Source organism: Halocatena marina, from assembly GCF_023276375.1.
In the GTDB taxonomy this organism is placed as follows: domain Archaea; phylum Halobacteriota; class Halobacteria; order Halobacteriales; family Haloarculaceae; genus Halocatena; species Halocatena marina.
This window is the reverse complement of the sequence record NZ_JALLPK010000002.1, coordinates 402,875-420,265: the sequence shown is the minus strand read 5'-3', so window position 1 is coordinate 420,265 and position 17,391 is coordinate 402,875. Positions and strand designations below refer to the sequence as shown.

Sequence of the window (17,391 nt, the reverse complement as noted above, 5' to 3'; positions counted from 1 at the left end):
GGAATGGGGCTTGCCTCCTCTACCAAAGCAAAATTAGAAATAAATATCCACCAAACCACACACAGAACCCAACAAGTTTGTCAAAATTAGATAAAAGATAACCATTTGATTGAACACTCTGGGCAAAGCATACGACGGATCGATACAGCAGTCTGGCGAGTACTTGTCAATTCTCCGTTTCGCTGCTTCTAGCCAACGAAATCGTTGGCACCAATGCGGTACGTTTCGATCAACAGCACATCTCAGCCGGTATCTGAAATACAGTAATCAACAAAAAACGGCAGAATTCACTATTTTCTGCGTTCGAAGATTAGATTACTCGAGGTCGAAGCGATCCAGATTCATTACCTTGTCCCACGCATCGACAAAGTCATGAACAAATTTCTCCGCTGCGTCGTCACAGCCGTAGGCTTCCGCGACGGCCCGAAGTCGGGAGTTCGAACCAAAGATGAGATCCACGCGGGTACCTCTCCACTTGAGGTCACCGGTTTCACGATCGTATCCTTCGAATACGTCATCGGACTCCGAGGACGGTTCCCACTCTGTGTTCATGTCGAGCAGATTCACAAAGAAATCATTAGTTAGCATCTCTGGCTGGTTTGTGAAGACACCAAGATCAGACTGATCGAAGTTCGCGTCCAGCGCTCGCAAGCCGCCAACCAGAACCGTCATCTCAGGAGCCGTCAGCGTCAGTAATTGTGCCTTGTCTACAAGCAACTCTTCCGCTGATTGGTCGTGCGTGTCCGCGAGATAATTACGGAATCCGTCTGATTCCGGTTTGAGCGCATCGAACGAATCGACGTCAGTCTGTTCCTGGGAGGCGTCTGTCCGTCCCGGTTCGAATGGGACGTCAATATCATATCCAGCATCTCTCGCTGCTCGCTCGACAGCCGCACAGCCGCCCAAGACAATCAGATCGGCGAGGGAAACTCTCGTCCCATCGGACGAGCTGTTGAATTCTTCCTGAATCTCTTCCAATGTTTCTAGTACTGTCGCCAGCTGCTCTGGGTCGTTTACCTCCCAGCTCTTTTGTGGTTCAAGCCGAATGCGAGCCCCATTCGCTCCACCGCGCTTGTCGCTGCCACGGAACGTCGATGCCGACGCCCAGGCGGTTGAGACCAGCTGAGAAATGGACAGTCCCGAAGCGAGAATTTCCTCCTTGAGCGTGGTGACCTCTTCTTCTCCAATCAGATCATGGTCAGCATCGGGGAGAGGATCCTGCCAAAGCATCTCCTCATCAGGGACCTCCGGGCCGAGAAAACGAGATGGTGGGCCCATGTCACGGTGCGTCAACTTATACCAAGCTTTCGCAAAGGCGCTTTCGAGTTCGTCTGGATTCTCGTGGAAATGCTTCGCAATCGGCCGATAGTCCGGGTCCTTCTTCAGGGCAAGATCTGTCGTGAGCATCATAGGGGCGTGCTCTTTCGACGGATCATGAGCGTCAGGAACAGTCCCCTTTGCAGATTCGTCCTTTGGGGTCCACTGCCACGCACCGGCAGGACTCTTCTCTAGTTCCCATTCGTAGTTGAACAGGTTGTCCAAAAAGCCGTTATCCCACTCAATCGGCTCGTTGGTCCACGCGCCCTCTAAGCCACTGGTGACCGTATCATTACCTTTGCCAGTACCATGGCTGTTCTTCCAGCCGAGACCCTGTTCCTCGATGGAAGCCCCTTCAGGACCTTCACCAAGATTTTCATCAGGAGCTGCACCGTGGGTTTTCCCAAACGTGTGTCCGCCAGCAATGAGTGCAACTGTTTCCTCATCATTCATCGCCATACGGCTGAACGTCTGTCGAATGTACTCCCCTGCCGCATGTGGATCTGGCTCGCCGTTCGGCCCTTCCGGGTTCACGTAAATCAGACCCATGTGATCTGCGGCAAGCGGCTGTTCGAGGTCCCCGTCCTCGTCGTGGCGATCGTCACCTAGCCACTCGTCTTCAGAACCCCAGTCGACAGCCTCGTTAGGTTCGAAGGCGTCCTCGCGTCCGCCAGCGAAGCCGAACGTCTCGAAGCCCATCGACTCCAGAGCGACGTTCCCGGTCAAGACTAACAGATCAGCCCACGATAGTTTACGGCCGTATTTCTGCTTAACCGGCCAGAGTAACCGACGTGCCTTATCGAGATTTACATTATCGGGCCAACTATTGAGGGGCGCAAAGCGCTGTGTACCGGAGGACGCGCCGCCGCGTCCATCGCTAGTGCGATATGTGCCAGCGCTGTGCCACGCCATCCGAATGAAGAGCGGCCCATAGTGGCCAAAATCAGCCGGCCACCAATCTTGCGACGTCGTCATCACCTCAGCAATGTCTTCCTTCACGGTTTCAAGGTCGAGAGTCTTGAATTCCTCTGCGTAGTTGAACTCCTCGCCCATAGGATCAATGTTGCGAGCGTTCTGATCAAGATGTTTCAAGCTTAGCCGGTTCGGCCACCAGTTCTGGTTGGAATCTTGCATTAGCAAGTGATTGTTGCTTTCGAATATTAAAATTGTCTAATTGGTAACCAAGTCTTCGCTGTAACCCAAGCAATCTACCAAATTATGAATTTTTGTCAGCAAAGTAGGTATGCCTCCTATTTAGCAAACTCTCTTTGAACCGTCATTGGTTGATGAAATTGACAAAGTCGTTCATTCGAATTCTGGCCCGACACAGACGCTATTAACACTTTGATGGGTGTACAATCGGTAGCAAATAACGTTCTCGTCTATCGAACAAATCACGAACTCACTAGATAAAAACCATAAGTATCTGTATACAACATAATTTGAGAACGGCCATAGAAATCCCATTACAACTGATTTCAGTCGGATTTTCTTATAGCAAACGTACTGAGCAAAGTCGACACGAGCCAGCAGAAACTTTGCACAGTGTTTCGAGAGGCAGTTAACACATGTAACGATGAGGGTACGAGATGTCGACAAGCGTGCGGGCACAAAGTGACCTCAGATTGGAGATTACAGGACGCACCGAATTTGGCTGGTTCAGTTCCACGGAGGCTGATGTTATTAATGCATTGAAATACTGAAAAATAAGGTGCCGTGTGCACGAACACGACGATTGCGGAAGTCTCCGGATTGCGCGGTAGCGCTGTTACAGTTGCTATCGTGCTGTTAAAGAAACTGGTAGAGATTTGTGTTCCGGTGGCACTTCCAGTGTTTGTGATCGTTGTGTGGTAGTCAACCGCTCGACATTTTCGATAATTGAAGTCTCAGAGCTGTCCGTAATCGAGGGATTCTCACTAGTGGAATTAGCAGATTCTGTAATTGTGATGGACGTTGATTCGACTTCGTCAGCGGAGACACCGTGTTCGTACTCACCTGGCGAGAAGTCAGCAGACACATCGTAGGTGAATGTAGCAGTTGTGCTCTCCCCACCGTCGAGCGTGACTTCCTTGAACAGATCAGACTGGGTCAACATATTTTCACCAAAGTTCGTCCCTGGTGGGAAGTAGAAGACGGTGCGCGTGTTCTGCTGGTCACCGATGTTCGTGATCGTCGCATTGACAGTGAATGAATCTCCTTGTTCGGCTGCGTTGGGCGCATTCAGATTCGATACTTCGAAGAACGTCCCAAGCGTTAGATTCTGGGTCGTCGTTTCATCGGCAGCGACATCGGCGAATGTGATGTCTGAATCCGGATAGTCCGAATGGGCTGCCCGAAGGGCATACGTACCTCGGTTGAGATCTTCAATGCGATAGTAGCCGTCCTCGTTGGTCGTCACATTGAACGAGTCCTGATCAGCATCGGTCACGTGTGCACCCTCGATTGGAACGCCAGCCGCGTTCGTGACGTACCCATCTATCATTCCGTTGGATGGCTCAACCGTGAAGTCGACAGCTGTGACTTCCTCACCAGGAGCAACTGTGACGACTGCTTCCGGTTGGAACTCACTCGGCGTCTCAGCGACGGAAACAACGTAATCGCCCGACGGCATATCGAGGGTATACGTGCCGTTCTCGTCGGTTGTTTCACGGTAGATGGTGCCCTCGTTGTCCTCGGCGGCGATCGTGGCGTTGGCAACCGGTTCGCCGGTGTCGCTTGCAGTGACTGTGCCGCTAATCGACCCATTGTTCGGAGCGAGAGAGAAGTTCGCTGTCGCTATACTGTTCGCCGGCACATCAACTGAGACGGTCTCGCTGCTATAGCCGTCGGCAGACGCAGTTACGTTGTGCGTTCCTTCGGGGACGTTCTCGATGCGGTACGCACCATTTTCATTGGTGGTGGCGGTGTAGCTCCCGTCGGCCGTTTCGACGGTGATTTCGACAGTTGCACCATCGATAGGGTCGCCGGTCGTGTCGCTAGTGACAGTTCCTTCGACTGCACCACGATCGACGTCTATCGTAATCGGCGCGAAGTCCTCGTCATTCTCGCTACCAACTAAGTGGCGGTAATCAATCGAAATGTCGGTACCGTCCGGAACCGTGTCGGTAAACTCGACAGTCGTAGACTCACCTGGGTCGAGTGTGACGGTCTCTGTGGTGTCATCCACCGTCGAGAGAGCGGTTCCTGTCGGTGTGAAACCACTGACGTGCTCGATTGCGTTCGCGAGAATCTGGTTTGCGCCCGCGGAATACCCACTCGGGAGGTAGCTTGTCTGACCAAGCGAATCGGCTAATACCGTCGAACTGGTCTCGTTGACTGCGATGGCGGGCCCCTTGATATCACTACCCTGACCAACGCTAGCGAGCGTCTGGCCACTGTAGTCGTTGTGCCAACTGTGTTCGGGTCCAGATCCAGCGAAGAGTGCAACTTGATCGCCTGATTCACCGACACCGGAAAATACCGGATGATCGGTCTCGATCTGGAGATACGGATCATCCCCGTTGGAGCCATCGTCTGTACTCTCCGGGTCGCCCGTCGCGCCGGACAGTTCAACGATCGCTTCACTTCCACCGAAGCTCCCCCACTGATCAAGGTAGACTACGCCGGTGTCCGGCCCATCGGTTGCATCGACGAAGTCCTGGACGAACACGTCACTTTCGTCGAATTCGTTGACAACGAAGGTATCGTAGGAATCGATTTCGTCCATTAGATCATCGGTCGTGACAAGCGTGATGTTGTACCGATCCGGTAGTGATGAGTCGAGTCTGTCGACCAATGCACGACTTTCCGTGTCGTTCAGGTCATCAACCACGGCGAGGTTCACCTTGTTTGGGACTACGTCGTAGGTAACAGCCTGCTCGTCTGTCGCCTCACCGGTGTTCTCGACAGTTGCTGTGACATTGACCGTCTCACCAACTGACGCCTCACTGGTTGCATCGGTGATTTCGACATCGAAGAATCCTTCAAGCACAGTAATGTTCACTGTCGCCGAGTCATCCTCGGAGAACACTCCGTGTTCGTAGGTGCCTGCGTCAAGTCTGTCCGATTCGATATCATCGAATTCGACGGTCATGCTCTCGTTAGCTGAGAGCGTCACGTTCGTCGTCCGTTCGACGCCGTCGATACGATACTCGACGGTCTGTCTGTCTTCCAGATTGCCCGTATTTGTAATCGTCGCGTTCACGTCGAATGATTCGCCTTGTTCGACATTCGCAGGTGCGTTCAGGCCAGCGATAACGAAGTTCGATCCAAGAACAGTGAGTTCGTCGCTTACGGAGTCATCCTGAGAGACCACGCCGACGTGATAGTCACCCTCACTGACGGTGTTGGCGTCGATTTCGAACGTTACTGTTGTCTCGTGCGGTTGGTCAACCGGATTATCGACACCCTCGGGTGCCATGTCGACGACTGTCGTCGCAATTGGCTCACCGTCACCGAGGTTGCTCTCGTCAGCAGCAACGTACAGACCGATTTCCTGAACCGTGCCCAGTCCGCCGGGGTTATTGAGATCGGCACTGACGGTGATCGATTCATTCTCGGTCACTTCGTCGGGAGCAGTGAGATTCGATACCTGTATTTCTCCTTCGTCGACCGTTCCTTGGACGTTCCGTTGCAGTAGTTTCAGATCGTCGAGAGTTACCTCGTCATCACGGTTCAAGTCCCCGAGGTTTTCGTTGAAATTCTCGGGGGCCTCACCGTAGAGATACTGCTGCATCAACTGAACGTCTTGGACGTTGACAGCGTCGTTTTCGTCGACGTCACCGAGTTCGTACTCGGGAATGGCGGTTGCGACCTGCTGGGTCGCGTTGTACGCGTCGATGATGCCCATCCCGTAGCGCGTGTCTTTCGCATCATCTGGTCCCTCCCAGTCGTCGGGCTTCCATGCCGTCTCACTGAATACCTGTTCAATCTCAGCTACAGTGAGATCGGGATTCGCCGAGTGAACCAGCGCAACCGCGCCTGCGACGTGTGGGGTGGCCATCGAGGTACCACTCAGCAGCCGGTATCCCCCACCAGGTTCGGCACTCAGTATATCAACACCGGGTGCGGAGACATCCGGCTTCGTGAATGTATCAGGCCACGCTGCAGGTGGATTATCCCATTCGGTTTTATCGATAACTTGGCCACTAGAGAAATCCGCGATGTCGCCGTTCGCGTTCGAGGCACCAATACTGAACGACCGGTAGTCGTTGCCAGGTGAGCCGACACAACCTTCACCGCCGTTGCCAGCCGCCGCAACAAAGTTAGTTCCTGATGCTTTGGTGTTTTCGATCACCGGAATCCACGCTTGAGAGTAGACAGGACCGAACAGCCCACAGCCCGCACCGAGACTGAGACTCGCTACGTCAGCACCTTCACTGACGGCCCACTGCGCCCCGCCGATGACCTGTTCAGTAGAGCCACTGCCACCGGGGATGACCATCGCGTGCATCAACTGGACGTTTGGAGCAACACCAATAGCGGTACCCCCCGCAGAATCGCCCGCCACGGTACCGCTGACATGCGTACCATGATAGTGACTATCGCGTGGTTCGGAGCCGGGAACTTGGTTGCCGCTGTCGTCGAATTCAGCCCAACCGCCTGGATAGATCGGATTAGACGCATTTTCGGTATAGAGATCAAGATCCGGATGGCTGATATCGACACCAGTGTCGAGAACTGCGACTTTGGTGTTTTCGCCACGAACGTCGAACTCGTTCCAGATATCGGTCGCGTTGATCTGATCGAGCCCATAGGTAGTATTAACGTCGTTCGGTGCAGGACTCGGTTTGACAGTGTCTTTCGGTTCCGGAATGGAATGTTCGCGGCTCTTGACAACTGTGTTGACACCATCGATCTTGGCGAGTTCCTGAGCGTCGGTTCGATCGGTGTCGATAGTGACTGAGACAATATTGGCGATCCAGAACGTATTGGTCACCTCGACGCCTTGCAGACCGTTAGCGGAGGTTTTTACTGATTGTTGGGTGGTTGCCGCGTGCTGTTTCAACGTGCTTATTGTCTCGTTTCGATCCGCCGTTTGATCGACAGATGCTTGATTGAGGACGAGAAGCGCGTTTACAGTCCCATTGGCGTCCTCCAGAGCGGGATCAAGAACCGAAGCCTGTGGTTTTTGACGGAGCGTGGTTGATGGTTCGTGCTGAGTAATGTAACTGACCTGATTTTGGTCAAGACTACTACTCAATTGTGCAGTATCGATACTTGTTGTATCATGTGCTGTAGGCTCGCTTCCCCCTGCGGCAACGAATGGCGTTGCCATGGAGAATGCGAGTATACATGCAAGTATGATTGCGAGGAGTTGTTTCGTGTAATTCAATTTCATGTATAGGTTATCTTTCCGTATTTGTATCGTACATCAGCCTGAATAAATAACATTCAGATGTACGATGTTATTAGTTATAATTAACTATATAATAAGTATATCTATAATCATGTTATATTATAATATTTTTATCACATTATATCATACACTAGATGATTAGGGTGATATCTCAGTGGATAGATTGAAAGACGGGAAACTTCCGCACCAAGGGTGTAGAGACTGAATCTGAGACTGTTCACACACCGATAGGTTTACAAAATAATGTACAGATGCTAACTTCGACGTGTTTGGTGTAGATCTCTCGCAGCAAGTAAACTGGTGCTAGACGTGTTACTGGCCAACAGCACGGCGTCCCAGCAAGGAAGGACACTGATACACCGCAGAGCAAATGAGCTGTCACATCCCACATCGATCTGAATCATTTGGAGATCGATGAGTACTTCAGCTGTCATCTAGAGGCTATTCGTGTCGTCTGCTTTGAGACGCCACAACGTTCAATCCAGGGCTGTAGTAGTATACCGGCTCCGCGTCGGGTTGGGCGAAACCAGCAGCACGTAGCAACGTGTCGGCCTCAACAGTCGCTTTGGCGGGGTACAGCGTCCAAGGATCGTGACACACGTCAGTGTAGCGAAGCGATCCATCGGAAGCTTCGGTATAGAATCGATAGCGCTCGACGAGGAATTCCGTGAGCGGATCCGAGGGAGCGTCGAACGGTTCGCCGGTCGGCCAGTAGGTGGCTTCGTACCGACCGGGACGAGCACCAGGGTGGCACCGCTGGCTGTCGAACCGCACGCGACCATCAGCTATGGAGAGTGAGATTCGAGCGTAATAGTACGGAAGGTGATGGAAGAGACGCGCGCTCATGACACTGGCAAGTCCCTGAGCGTCCAAACTGAAGAAGTAGACGCTGGGGACACCGTCGTAGGTGACGTACGTTCGAACGTTGATTTCTGGGAGACGAACGCCCAGTTTTCGGGGGAGCCCCTTCGGACGGACAGCGACATTGGTGAACGGGACGACCGAGAGCCACGCGTTCCCGTCGTGGCGGTCGACAGTGAGCGATTCCGGAAGATGAGAGTCGACCAGTGCGGGATCGATAGGCCAGTTCTCGAACAGCAACTGCCGCCAGCCCATCACAAGCGAGACCACCATGTGTTCAGCTTCGGGACGATAGAAGAAAGTCTCTCGTTCTCTAATCATCCAGTAGGGTTCCCGTGTTTGGTTCACAGACGCTCTAGTCTTGTAGTACACTGCTGGATTGAGCGCCAGTCGAGAGGGCAACAAACAGGAGGCTCACTGTCCCGGTGAGAACTGAATCACGACGTACTCAGAATTCTCATAACGTAATCTGTCGGCAGCGTCGAACAGCATATCGGTACGTCCCGTACAACATTCCAGCCATTACTAGAAGATAGACACCACCCAGTCCGATCAGAAAAGCGGTCAGCGGCTGTGCGTGGAGCAGGGTCCAGACTGCCACCAGGCAGCCTACCGTGTTGCCAGCAACGAAGAACAGAAACACCTGACGAGCAGTCTTGGACGGAAGGGCCGTCTCGTCTCCCCAGTATGGCCGTCGGTCGTAGTTGGGAAACGCCGATCCGATTCCGACCGCGACCAAGGCTCCCCCGACACACGAGCCGGTGCCGACGCCTGCGAAGACAAGCCCGATCAACGGTGTCGTCCCGATAGCCACCGACGCGAACGGCACGAGCACCGCAACCGGCAGCCCGACAGCGAGTCCCGCGATCACCCGGCTCTGAACAAGCGTGTGCGAGGAGGCTTCGGTGAGCAACAGCAACGGGTACCACGGCCGGTCGTCACCAAGTGGATTCAATCCGAACGAGAAACCGCTGAGAACCGCACCGATGACGACGCCGATCCCTGCCAGAAGAATTTCCCGATGCTCACCCGCCGTGTAAATAGCTGGCAGGGAGATCACAAGCAGCACGACCGGGACAATCAAGATGCGGACCAGCTCCGATGAGCGTCGTTTCCCCCGGAGGAGGTGTCCCCACGCCATCCGTCCCGCCAGCGTCCTGCTGAACGGGCGGGGGACGGTAAACCCACTAGAGGCACCACGCGGAACCCGGCTCCGATGTGTGGCCTCGGTGAACCAGAGGGCGGTGGCTTGGCGAGTTGCGAGCGCGAGACCAACAGGGACAAGCACTACCAGAGTGGAGAGTACCACCAGTCCACCGACAGGGAGGGACTCGGCGAGTGGCGTTCCGGCAAATGTGAGGGCTCCATACGCACGCAACGGGTAAAGCGTGAGAGCAGAGAGATCGGTCGAGAGCACTCCGTCGGTACCGATGATAACGATCTGTGACCCGCCCACGATTCCAATCAACACAATCAGCCAGACAATCCTTCCGAGGCGGTCAGGGTCGGAGAACCGCCGAGCCAGTCTCGATAGCCAAATGCCACACGCATAGCCCCAGACGCCGACCCAACAGAGCAAGGGAAGAACGACGAGCCCGAACGTCAGTGGAAGCCAGAGAATGCCCTCTCCGATCCCCAAGACGGTGACGACGATCCCCAGTGGCACCCCGAACCACAGCACCAGCTGGATGATATCCGAACCGACGAGTCCGATAACAATCGCTCGCGGATGCACAATCATCAACATGAGTTCCTCGGCTTCGATGGTTCTGAGGCGGCCCGCTCGGCGGATCATCCCGACGAACAGGATGATCGGGAGCACGGTTGCGATTGGACCGACGTACGGATCGACCGCACTGAAGCTCCACGCCTGACCGAGGACGTGCGCCCCTACGACGGCGGTCACGAGTCCCATACCGTGAGCCACCAGTATCGCCCCGAAACCGATGGCTCGACGCGTATTTCCTGTATACACCCGGAGCTCCCGAACGAGTTCTGCCCGGGCGATGCGGATGCCGTGGCGAAAGTCGCGCTGAATGCTCATCGGTCGTCAGTGCGAGTGATTCCGGAGAGCTGCGACATAATCAAGTTGCTCGCGCGCGCTGAACACGTCGTACAGTGGCGGGGTTTCGGGCAAATAACCGACATGGGATGCGATTTGACGCCGATCTTTCACGGTGATTCCACAAATCTGAACCTTTCCAGACGTTGGCTGTGTCAATCCCGTTAGCAACCGCATCGTCGTCGTTTTCCCTGCACCGTTCGGTCCCAAGAACCCGTAAACTGTCCCCATTGGAATTGACAGTGATATGTCGTCCACTGCAACCTCGTTCCCGTACGTTTTCCGGAGAGGGGTTGCCTCAATCGATGGCGAATTCATTATTACGTATACCGAATATAACCTCAATCATACATAAATTCTCATTTCGATGCCAATGAAGTATGAGGTAGGATAAATCTCGACAATCGCAAGTGTCCGTTTTGCGTCACCTATAATCTGATTGTAAAATGTGATCACACAATCAGCAGACACCGACACCTTCTATATCGATGTTAGTGACGGGGTCCATATTGTTGCAACCGACCGCTCTGATGGCTCTAAACGCTGCCCGGACGGAAAGGGAGTCAAGCGTATCGGTGAAGACCACTCCTTTCAAAACTACAAGCAACGAATCGTCAAAGAGACGGTGACGTTTTTACCGGAATGATTCTGATCCATCAGGTAGATTTGGTGTTCGGTTGGTTGTTCCATTCTCCAATAGAAAAGTGAAACAACAGACTGTCGATCGTCTCAACATCTACAATACAGATAGAACAATAGCGTACGTAATTCCTATTCCGCCGAACGATACTAGTGTGATAGCGATCGAGCCCCGTGTTGATCGCCAAATCAAACGTACCGAGTGGATTAGAGAGTGAGGTGAAGATTTCGCCAGATCGTGTCATAATTCTAAATATGTCGCCACAACAACAGAGAATACCAATTGTGAGCAACCATTTCTGTCGCCAAGTTCGAGTCTTTAATCCATAGCAAAGTCTGAGACTGCAAATGATGTGCTCGTATCGCTGCTGGTCGGCCAGTGACAGAGAATGAGCTTATGCGCTCGACGATCAGTTCATCACCCATCAACAACCAAAGTAGCTAGTAGCTGATGTATTGTCGAGAAGTTTTAACGATGGGCTGAATGAAGTGACCGTATCTGATCCCCGCGACACTGCTGATCAAAGCGATATCTACGAGCCGATTTGCGAATGGGTTCACACCTCTCACTGCAAGCGTGGTAGCGAAACCCGCACTAAGAACGAGTACGATAGCGGGAACAATCTCGATCTTCGATTCCGCTTCTACTGCGCTGACTGTCCCCAAAACTACGCCTCCAAACGGAACGAGTATAATAAGCATCCGCATTGCAATTTCTAGTCCGGTGATCTCACTGACAACTGTGAGTATGATCATAAGAAAAAATATTCCACCCATGAGAAGACCAGAGGACAGTTTATGTGGAAGTGACATATGGAAGTTATGTAGATCACTCTCAAGAATCTTTCTACTCACCCACCCATCACGGCATCATAGCTGCAGATAGTAATATGAAATGACTTGTATTATTACAGGAATATCTAGCAGGGAACATCACTAACCATCGCTCTATTAGCATGAAGAAAAATAGTTCCCTCAAAAAATTAACCTAAGATCGTAGTCAAAGGACACCGACTTAGAATGGATTGTTGGGATCATTCTATCAGATTATGTATAATAGATCTTAGTCACTCGATTAGAGTAAGATTATGGAAGACACTGTCAGAGACGCGGTAATCGCGCGCCCGATTCCTCTTTTGCGCTTGGAAGAGTACGGTTTTCACCAATCAGGACAAGCGTCGATCGAACCACAAGCGGCCTAATCATCCACCGCCATGGGGAATAACTTCGTCAGGTCGTATTTTGAGAAGGACACGCGACGTTCTAATAGGCGGCTGATACTCATCAGCGTCAGTGTATCGTCGAGCAAGCGTATCGATGTGCTCACGAGCGTTCGCTTCGGTGATTTCATCGACGGTACCGAGCACCGAAAGAGCCCGATATCTGTCTGCGGGGTCTGTCATACTTAGTCCAACAGAGCGGCTATGCTGGACGTTCTGTTCTTTTCGTCGGCCTCGCTCTGTGTTCACAAGTAACCGATCAGCGTCCTCATCGTAATCGATCCACACCGGCGTGACATGCGGAAGACCATCGGGCGTCAGTGTTGCAATGTGTGCAAACGTCTTCTGTTCGAATAGGTCCAGAAAGTCTGATGGAATCGATGCCATAGCACACGTATCGCCTGCCAACCACTTCATACTACCTGTGCGAAGATAGAACGCTGATGACATCAGCTTGGAACGTGAGAAGAAGCAAAGACGAATACATGTTGTTAGTCTGATTTAGTTGAATCACTAATTGTCAGATAGATTGGACGAGAACCAATCACTATGCAGGCCACAGAATTACGTGAATGCTCACAGTGTATGTATAATAATGTCTTCAAACCATGGCAACAGAATTCACCTACACGGACAACGGCACGGAGATACGTACGTGGGATGAGACCGAAGCCACTGTTGTTGCACAGGCGCGTGAGCGTCTCGATGAGCACGATGTTTCACTCACAACCGAAGAAATCCGCGAACACATTGAGGTGATCCCTTCGCCACGGCGGATCAAAACCGGCGAGAAAGGTGTTTTTGACGAGCGACGGCGTCGAGGTGGCAAGCGCGCCGCTCAGGAAGTCATCGAAGACGGAATGGACGTCGGACTCGGCACCGGGAGCACGACCGCGTGGGCGATCGCCGAAATCGGCCGCCTGCTCCGCACGGGCGAGTTGCAGAACGTCCGTGGCGTGGCCACCTCGTTGCAGTCACACGAACTGGCCAAAGAGGCTAGTATTCCAGTGCTTGGACTCGATGCAGTCACAGCACTCGACGTGACAATCGACGGCGCAGACCAGTATTCGGAGCAGGAACCAACCGTGATCAAGGGCGGTGGCGGAGCGCACGCCCGCGAAAAGGTGATCGATGCAATGGCCGAGGAGTTGGTGATCGCCACTGACGAGGGCAAAGCCACTGATCCACTCGACTTTCCGGTACCCGTCGAAGTGATGCCCGATGCGCGCGAGGTCGTCGCCGAGAGAGTCCGCGAAATCGGCGGTACTCCCGCGTTGCGAATGGCCGAACGAAAAGACGGGCCAGTGTTTACGGCGAATGGTAACCTTGTGCTCGACTGTGACTTTGGCGGACTCGACAACACCGCAGCGATCGCCGGTGCGCTCACTGATATTCCGGGCGTTCTCGAACACGGCATCTTCCTCGACATGGTTGATGTCGTCTACCTCGGTACCGACGAAGATGTCGACGTACTTCGATTCTGAATCGTCCTTGGTAGACGAATAAACATCCTGCTCGTCGATACCGCCACTCGCGGCGTTGCAGAGCAGGCCTATCCGGTCACCAGACGTGGCATCGTTTACGAGCCAATCGACGACGAGTTCGTCAACGAAGGAACCGATCGCTCACATTGCTCGACAGCGGTCTTGATCACGACGATAGATAGTCGAGACCGGTTACATTACTGCAGAAGAAGCACCGGGAATGATACGTGTGGCGGTCGAAGGGATTCATATGAGTGAGCATGGAGAAGCAACGGAAAACAACAGTGAAGAGAGGACAGTATCGTTCGGACAGACGCTGTATACGGAAGACGGCACGCCCGTCGGAAAAGTACGAGGACTCGACGACGATGGTGTGTTCGTTACGATGCGCGACGGCATCGAGGCACTGAGTATCGAGCACGTTCGTTCGGGACACGAGTTTGGCGAGGCAGAGCTCATGTGGCGCTGTGGAGAATGCGGTGAGATGGGACATCTCAATGAAGGTCTTCCGTCAGCATGTCCCAACTGCGACGCAGCCAAAAATGAGCTGATGTATTGGACAGAAGACTAACGCTATTCGCCCTCTACCTGTCTAGAGACATCACGTCGGTAATTGCACACGTATTCGGTTGGATCAGCGCAGTTCTGGCGTTGCTACCACGAATCTGCAAGGCAAGATCTTTCTTATTTCCTGGACAGTCATAAAGATATGAATTGCTTGCTACGATGCGAGGAAAGCTGGAGGGATGAACATCCATGACCGAGATTGGATATACGCTGTCGAGCGAAGAACACGGCCCGAACGCGCTCGTTCGGCAAGCACAACGCGCCGAAGCGGCCGGCTTTGATTTCGCGTCTATTTCAGATCATTACCATCCGTGGATCAGCCAGCAGGGTCACTCTCCATTCGTCTGGAGTACTCTCGGCGCTATTGCCCATGCTACCGACGAACTCGATATCGGGATCGGCGTATCGTGTCCGACCATGCGGATTCATCCAGCAATCATCGCTCAGGCCGCCGCAACGACAGCGACGATGCTGCCCGATCGCTTTTTCTTCGGGGTTGGAACGGGTGAGAAACTCAACGAACACATCCTCGGGGACCACTGGCCCCCACATTCGGTCCGTCTCGAAATGCTCGAAGAAGCGATCGAGATCATCCGCACACTCTGGGAAGGAGGACAGACGAGTTACTACGGCGAATACTACACCGTCGAGAACGCTCGTCTATTCACACTACCCGAAGACCTCCCGCCAATTATCGTCTCGGCGTTCGGCGACCGGACAGCAGCGGCTGCGGGACAAATGGGAGATGGATTCTGGGCCGTCGGGCCGCAAGGCGATCTCCTCGACACATACGAAGCTGCTGGGGGCGACGGACCGACTTACACGCAGCTCCATCTCTGTTATGCCGAAACTGAGGAGGAAGCGATCCAAACCGCACACAAACACTGGCCCCAATCGGCACTACCGGGAGAGCTCGGATCGCTGCTGCCGACACCGACACACTTCGAGCAAGCCGTCCAGATGGTGAGCGAAGAGGATATTGCAAACGGGTCCATCATCACGGACCCCGATCCAGAGGCACATCTCGATGCGATCGAGGCTGCATTCGATGCTGGCTACGATCACGTCTACGTCCATCAGATCGGACCAGAGCAAGCGTCGTTCTTCCAATTCTACGAAGAAAACATTCTCCCCGAAGTCACATAGCTGATTAGGTCCTGTGCGATCTCAGATCGGAGTTGGTGCACTAACGTCACAGAGCAAATATATGCACCGTTGCTCAGCGAGGATACTTTTTGATGTAGGATCTCTAGTATCGACTCCTCATTCAGATACGATTCAATCGGCGGTGCATATACAACGCTCGAAGCGTGACAAACGAGTATGTATGATGACATCCTCATTGCGACCGACGGTAGAGAGGAAATGAGATCAACGAAACGATCGCAGTGCTTGATCGAATGCATCTCAAGTTCGGGCCTCACCCGATCGGATCAGTTACACCCTCCTGTATTGGAAACCCTGCCTCAATCCCCATGCGGTATCGCAAACCAAGCGACAGAGGAGACTCACAACGGACAGACCACTCTGTGAGTTCGGTGATTACGACCCTATCGTACCAGATCATGAGTGCACCGTCACCGGTTTCTTTGTGTGTACTATTTTGGTCCGAGAAGAGGATCTTTGTCGCTTGTTGGTCCATTGGAGCTCTGTATTGGGCTTACTGCTGCTAACCCAATCTTCATGAATCGCCCACCGCAACAAACAGGTATGGATCACGATACTTTCATCGGCGAGGTGCAGAACCGTGCCGAGCTACCCGCTCGTGGCGCAGCGCTCAGTGCAAGTCGAGCGACCTCCTAGACACTTGGAGATCGTCTTCAAGAAGGAGAAGCAACAAATCTCGCGGCGCAGCTCTCTGACGAGCTCGGTCGATTCCTCGAAGAACACGCTGGAACGACCGAGCCGTTTGGGTTCGATGCATTCCTTGAGCGCGTCGCGGAACGAGATGAAAATCTCAAAGGAGATGGTACTTCCGATCTTTCTGAGGCAGCACCCCACGCTCGAGTCGTCGTAGACGTTCTTGACGACGCAGTTACAGAGGGGCAGCTCGATGACATTCGTGATCAGTTATCTGATGAGTACGATCAATTGTTTGAGCTAGCAGAAGCACACGAGCACCCCGGACAGGAGTAACATCACTATGTGAGAGTGATTTCAGAGCGTATCTGGTCGATCAGTGTCTGCGAGAATTGTTGGACGATATTGTGAATTTTATTGTGTTTTAAACATCGAAAACGTGGATCTTCAGACGCAAGACTAGAGAATTGGATTCAATCCCAATAGAAGCGTGGCCATCCCATCGAAACGCGTGGTTAAAGCCGTACACCATTCGTCGAAAGTATAAATCCTCACCACGGGGAGTGAGCAGAACGGGATATCCTCAACAGAAGACACATTGTAGACCAAGCACAACGCTCTCGGCGCTGCCGTTCGAAGTGGCTTCTGATGTACTTGTCTAGTCCAGCATTTGATGACGATGAATCAATACCAGAACGGTACGGATACGAGAAGGAGAACGTAAATCCACCACTGACTATCGGAGACGTACCAGCTGATGCAGTCTCGCTAGCGCTTGTGATGGACGATCCAGATGCACAAGAATCCGCCGGGAAAATTTGGGACCATTGGATACTCTGGAATATCGATCCAAGTATTACCGAAATTGAGGAACGAACGATGCCTTCCGACGTGCGCGAAGGGCGAAACGACTACGGCGAAAACGGATATGGTGGGCCCAACCCACCGAATCAAGAGCATACCTATCACTTTCGGCTATACGCGCTCGATACCGAACCTGACCTTGATGCTGGCGCATCGAAAGACGAACTTCGTGAGGCAATGGTACACCACATTATCGACGAATCGGAACTTCGGGGGAGATACGCACCAAATTGATTGACA

The 17,391-nt window shown here is 53.0% G+C and carries 12 protein-coding genes and 2 pseudogenes; 6 read left to right on the top strand and 8 right to left on the bottom strand.

Translation table 11 applies throughout. The annotated features are described in order from the left end of the window. Positions 1 to 315 precede the first annotated feature (315 nt). The 5 genes and pseudogenes from katG to MW898_RS20530 all read right to left on the bottom strand — a co-directional run. Positions 316 to 2,451, bottom strand: coding sequence for a catalase/peroxidase HPI (gene katG, locus MW898_RS20550; RefSeq protein ID WP_248910182.1), 2,136 nt, complete (start codon positions 2,449 to 2,451; stop codon positions 316 to 318). Between the two features lie 643 nt (positions 2,452 to 3,094). Then, entirely contained in the window at positions 3,095 to 7,573 is a 4,479-nt protein-coding gene (locus MW898_RS20545; protein ID WP_248910181.1) for a S8 family serine peptidase, read from the bottom strand. 522 nt (positions 7,574 to 8,095) lie between these two features. Next, complete coding sequence (locus tag MW898_RS20540) at positions 8,096 to 8,788, bottom strand: YqjF family protein (RefSeq protein WP_248910234.1); 693 nt, start codon at positions 8,786 to 8,788, stop codon at positions 8,096 to 8,098. A 184-nt stretch (positions 8,789 to 8,972) separates the two neighbouring features. Then, positions 8,973 to 10,559, bottom strand: a complete 1,587-nt coding sequence (locus MW898_RS20535) for a hypothetical protein (protein WP_248910180.1) — start codon at positions 10,557 to 10,559, stop codon at positions 8,973 to 8,975. Between the two features lie 18 nt (positions 10,560 to 10,577). After that, a pseudogene (locus MW898_RS20530) lies at positions 10,578 to 10,895 on the bottom strand (ATP-binding cassette domain-containing protein); the annotation flags it as partial. A gap of 130 nt (positions 10,896 to 11,025) precedes the next feature. Between MW898_RS20530 and MW898_RS20525 the strand changes: the two are divergent. Continuing rightward, positions 11,026 to 11,223: a hypothetical protein gene (locus MW898_RS20525; protein WP_248910178.1), complete on the top strand. Its 198-nt coding sequence runs from the start codon at positions 11,026 to 11,028 to the stop codon at positions 11,221 to 11,223. Between the two features lie 434 nt (positions 11,224 to 11,657). On the opposite strand, the gene MW898_RS20520 is transcribed toward MW898_RS20525, so the two are convergent. Both MW898_RS20520 and MW898_RS20515 read right to left on the bottom strand, forming a co-directional pair. Beyond that, the gene (locus MW898_RS20520) at positions 11,658 to 11,972 is read right to left on the bottom strand and encodes a hypothetical protein (RefSeq protein WP_248910177.1); all 315 of its coding nucleotides are present in this window, start codon (positions 11,970 to 11,972) and stop codon (positions 11,658 to 11,660) included. Between the two features lie 446 nt (positions 11,973 to 12,418). Next, entirely contained in the window at positions 12,419 to 12,823 is a 405-nt protein-coding gene (locus MW898_RS20515; protein WP_248910176.1) for a TIGR03618 family F420-dependent PPOX class oxidoreductase, read from the bottom strand. Between the two features lie 221 nt (positions 12,824 to 13,044). Here MW898_RS20515 and rpiA point away from each other — a divergent pair, with 221 nt between their 5' ends. The 3 genes from rpiA to MW898_RS20500 all read left to right on the top strand — a co-directional run bounded on the left by rpiA (position 13,045) and on the right by MW898_RS20500 (position 15,633). Then, the gene (gene rpiA, locus MW898_RS20510; protein ID WP_248910175.1) at positions 13,045 to 13,920 is read left to right on the top strand and encodes a ribose-5-phosphate isomerase RpiA; all 876 of its coding nucleotides are present in this window, start codon (positions 13,045 to 13,047) and stop codon (positions 13,918 to 13,920) included. 250 nt (positions 13,921 to 14,170) lie between these two features. Further along, entirely contained in the window at positions 14,171 to 14,491 is a 321-nt protein-coding gene (locus MW898_RS20505) for a DUF7130 family rubredoxin-like protein (RefSeq protein WP_248910174.1), read from the top strand. 185 nt (positions 14,492 to 14,676) lie between these two features. Continuing rightward, a complete protein-coding gene (locus MW898_RS20500; protein ID WP_248910173.1) occupies positions 14,677 to 15,633 on the top strand; it encodes a TIGR03557 family F420-dependent LLM class oxidoreductase in 957 nt (318 codons plus the stop codon). Positions 15,634 to 15,907: 274 nt separating this feature from the next. Here the strand turns inward: MW898_RS20500 and MW898_RS20495 are convergent, their stop codons facing one another. After that, entirely contained in the window at positions 15,908 to 16,129 is a 222-nt protein-coding gene (locus tag MW898_RS20495) for a hypothetical protein (protein WP_248910172.1), read from the bottom strand. A gap of 173 nt (positions 16,130 to 16,302) precedes the next feature. Between MW898_RS20495 and MW898_RS26240 the strand changes: the two are divergent. Both MW898_RS26240 and MW898_RS20485 read left to right on the top strand, forming a co-directional pair. Then, positions 16,303 to 16,623: pseudogene (locus MW898_RS26240) on the top strand (DUF2267 domain-containing protein); the annotation flags it as partial. 312 nt (positions 16,624 to 16,935) lie between these two features. Next, positions 16,936 to 17,385 carry a YbhB/YbcL family Raf kinase inhibitor-like protein gene (locus MW898_RS20485; protein WP_248910170.1) on the top strand — a complete coding sequence of 150 codons (450 nt, stop codon included), beginning with the start codon at positions 16,936 to 16,938 and terminating at the stop codon, positions 17,383 to 17,385. Positions 17,386 to 17,391 lie beyond the last annotated feature (6 nt).

Excerpts from the sequence above, each read along its gene's own strand:
- MW898_RS20495 (WP_248910172.1), bottom strand. The coding sequence starts at position 16,129 with ATGGACCAACAAGCGACAAAGATCCTCTTCTCGGACCAAAATAGTACA.
- rpiA (WP_248910175.1), top strand. The coding sequence starts at position 13,045 with ATGGCAACAGAATTCACCTACACGGACAACGGCACGGAGATACGTACG.
- MW898_RS20500 (WP_248910173.1), top strand. The coding sequence starts at position 14,677 with ATGACCGAGATTGGATATACGCTGTCGAGCGAAGAACACGGCCCGAAC.
- MW898_RS20515 (WP_248910176.1), bottom strand. The coding sequence starts at position 12,823 with ATGGCATCGATTCCATCAGACTTTCTGGACCTATTCGAACAGAAGACG.
- MW898_RS20540 (WP_248910234.1), bottom strand. The coding sequence starts at position 8,788 with ATGGTGGTCTCGCTTGTGATGGGCTGGCGGCAGTTGCTGTTCGAGAAC.
- MW898_RS20545 (WP_248910181.1), bottom strand. The coding sequence starts at position 7,573 with ATGGCAACGCCATTCGTTGCCGCAGGGGGAAGCGAGCCTACAGCACAT.
- katG (WP_248910182.1), bottom strand. The coding sequence starts at position 2,451 with ATGCAAGATTCCAACCAGAACTGGTGGCCGAACCGGCTAAGCTTGAAA.
- MW898_RS20535 (WP_248910180.1), bottom strand. The coding sequence starts at position 10,559 with ATGAGCATTCAGCGCGACTTTCGCCACGGCATCCGCATCGCCCGGGCA.
- MW898_RS20485 (WP_248910170.1), top strand. The coding sequence starts at position 16,936 with ATGTACTTGTCTAGTCCAGCATTTGATGACGATGAATCAATACCAGAA.
- MW898_RS20505 (WP_248910174.1), top strand. The coding sequence starts at position 14,171 with ATGAGTGAGCATGGAGAAGCAACGGAAAACAACAGTGAAGAGAGGACA.
- MW898_RS20520 (WP_248910177.1), bottom strand. The coding sequence starts at position 11,972 with ATGATCATACTCACAGTTGTCAGTGAGATCACCGGACTAGAAATTGCA.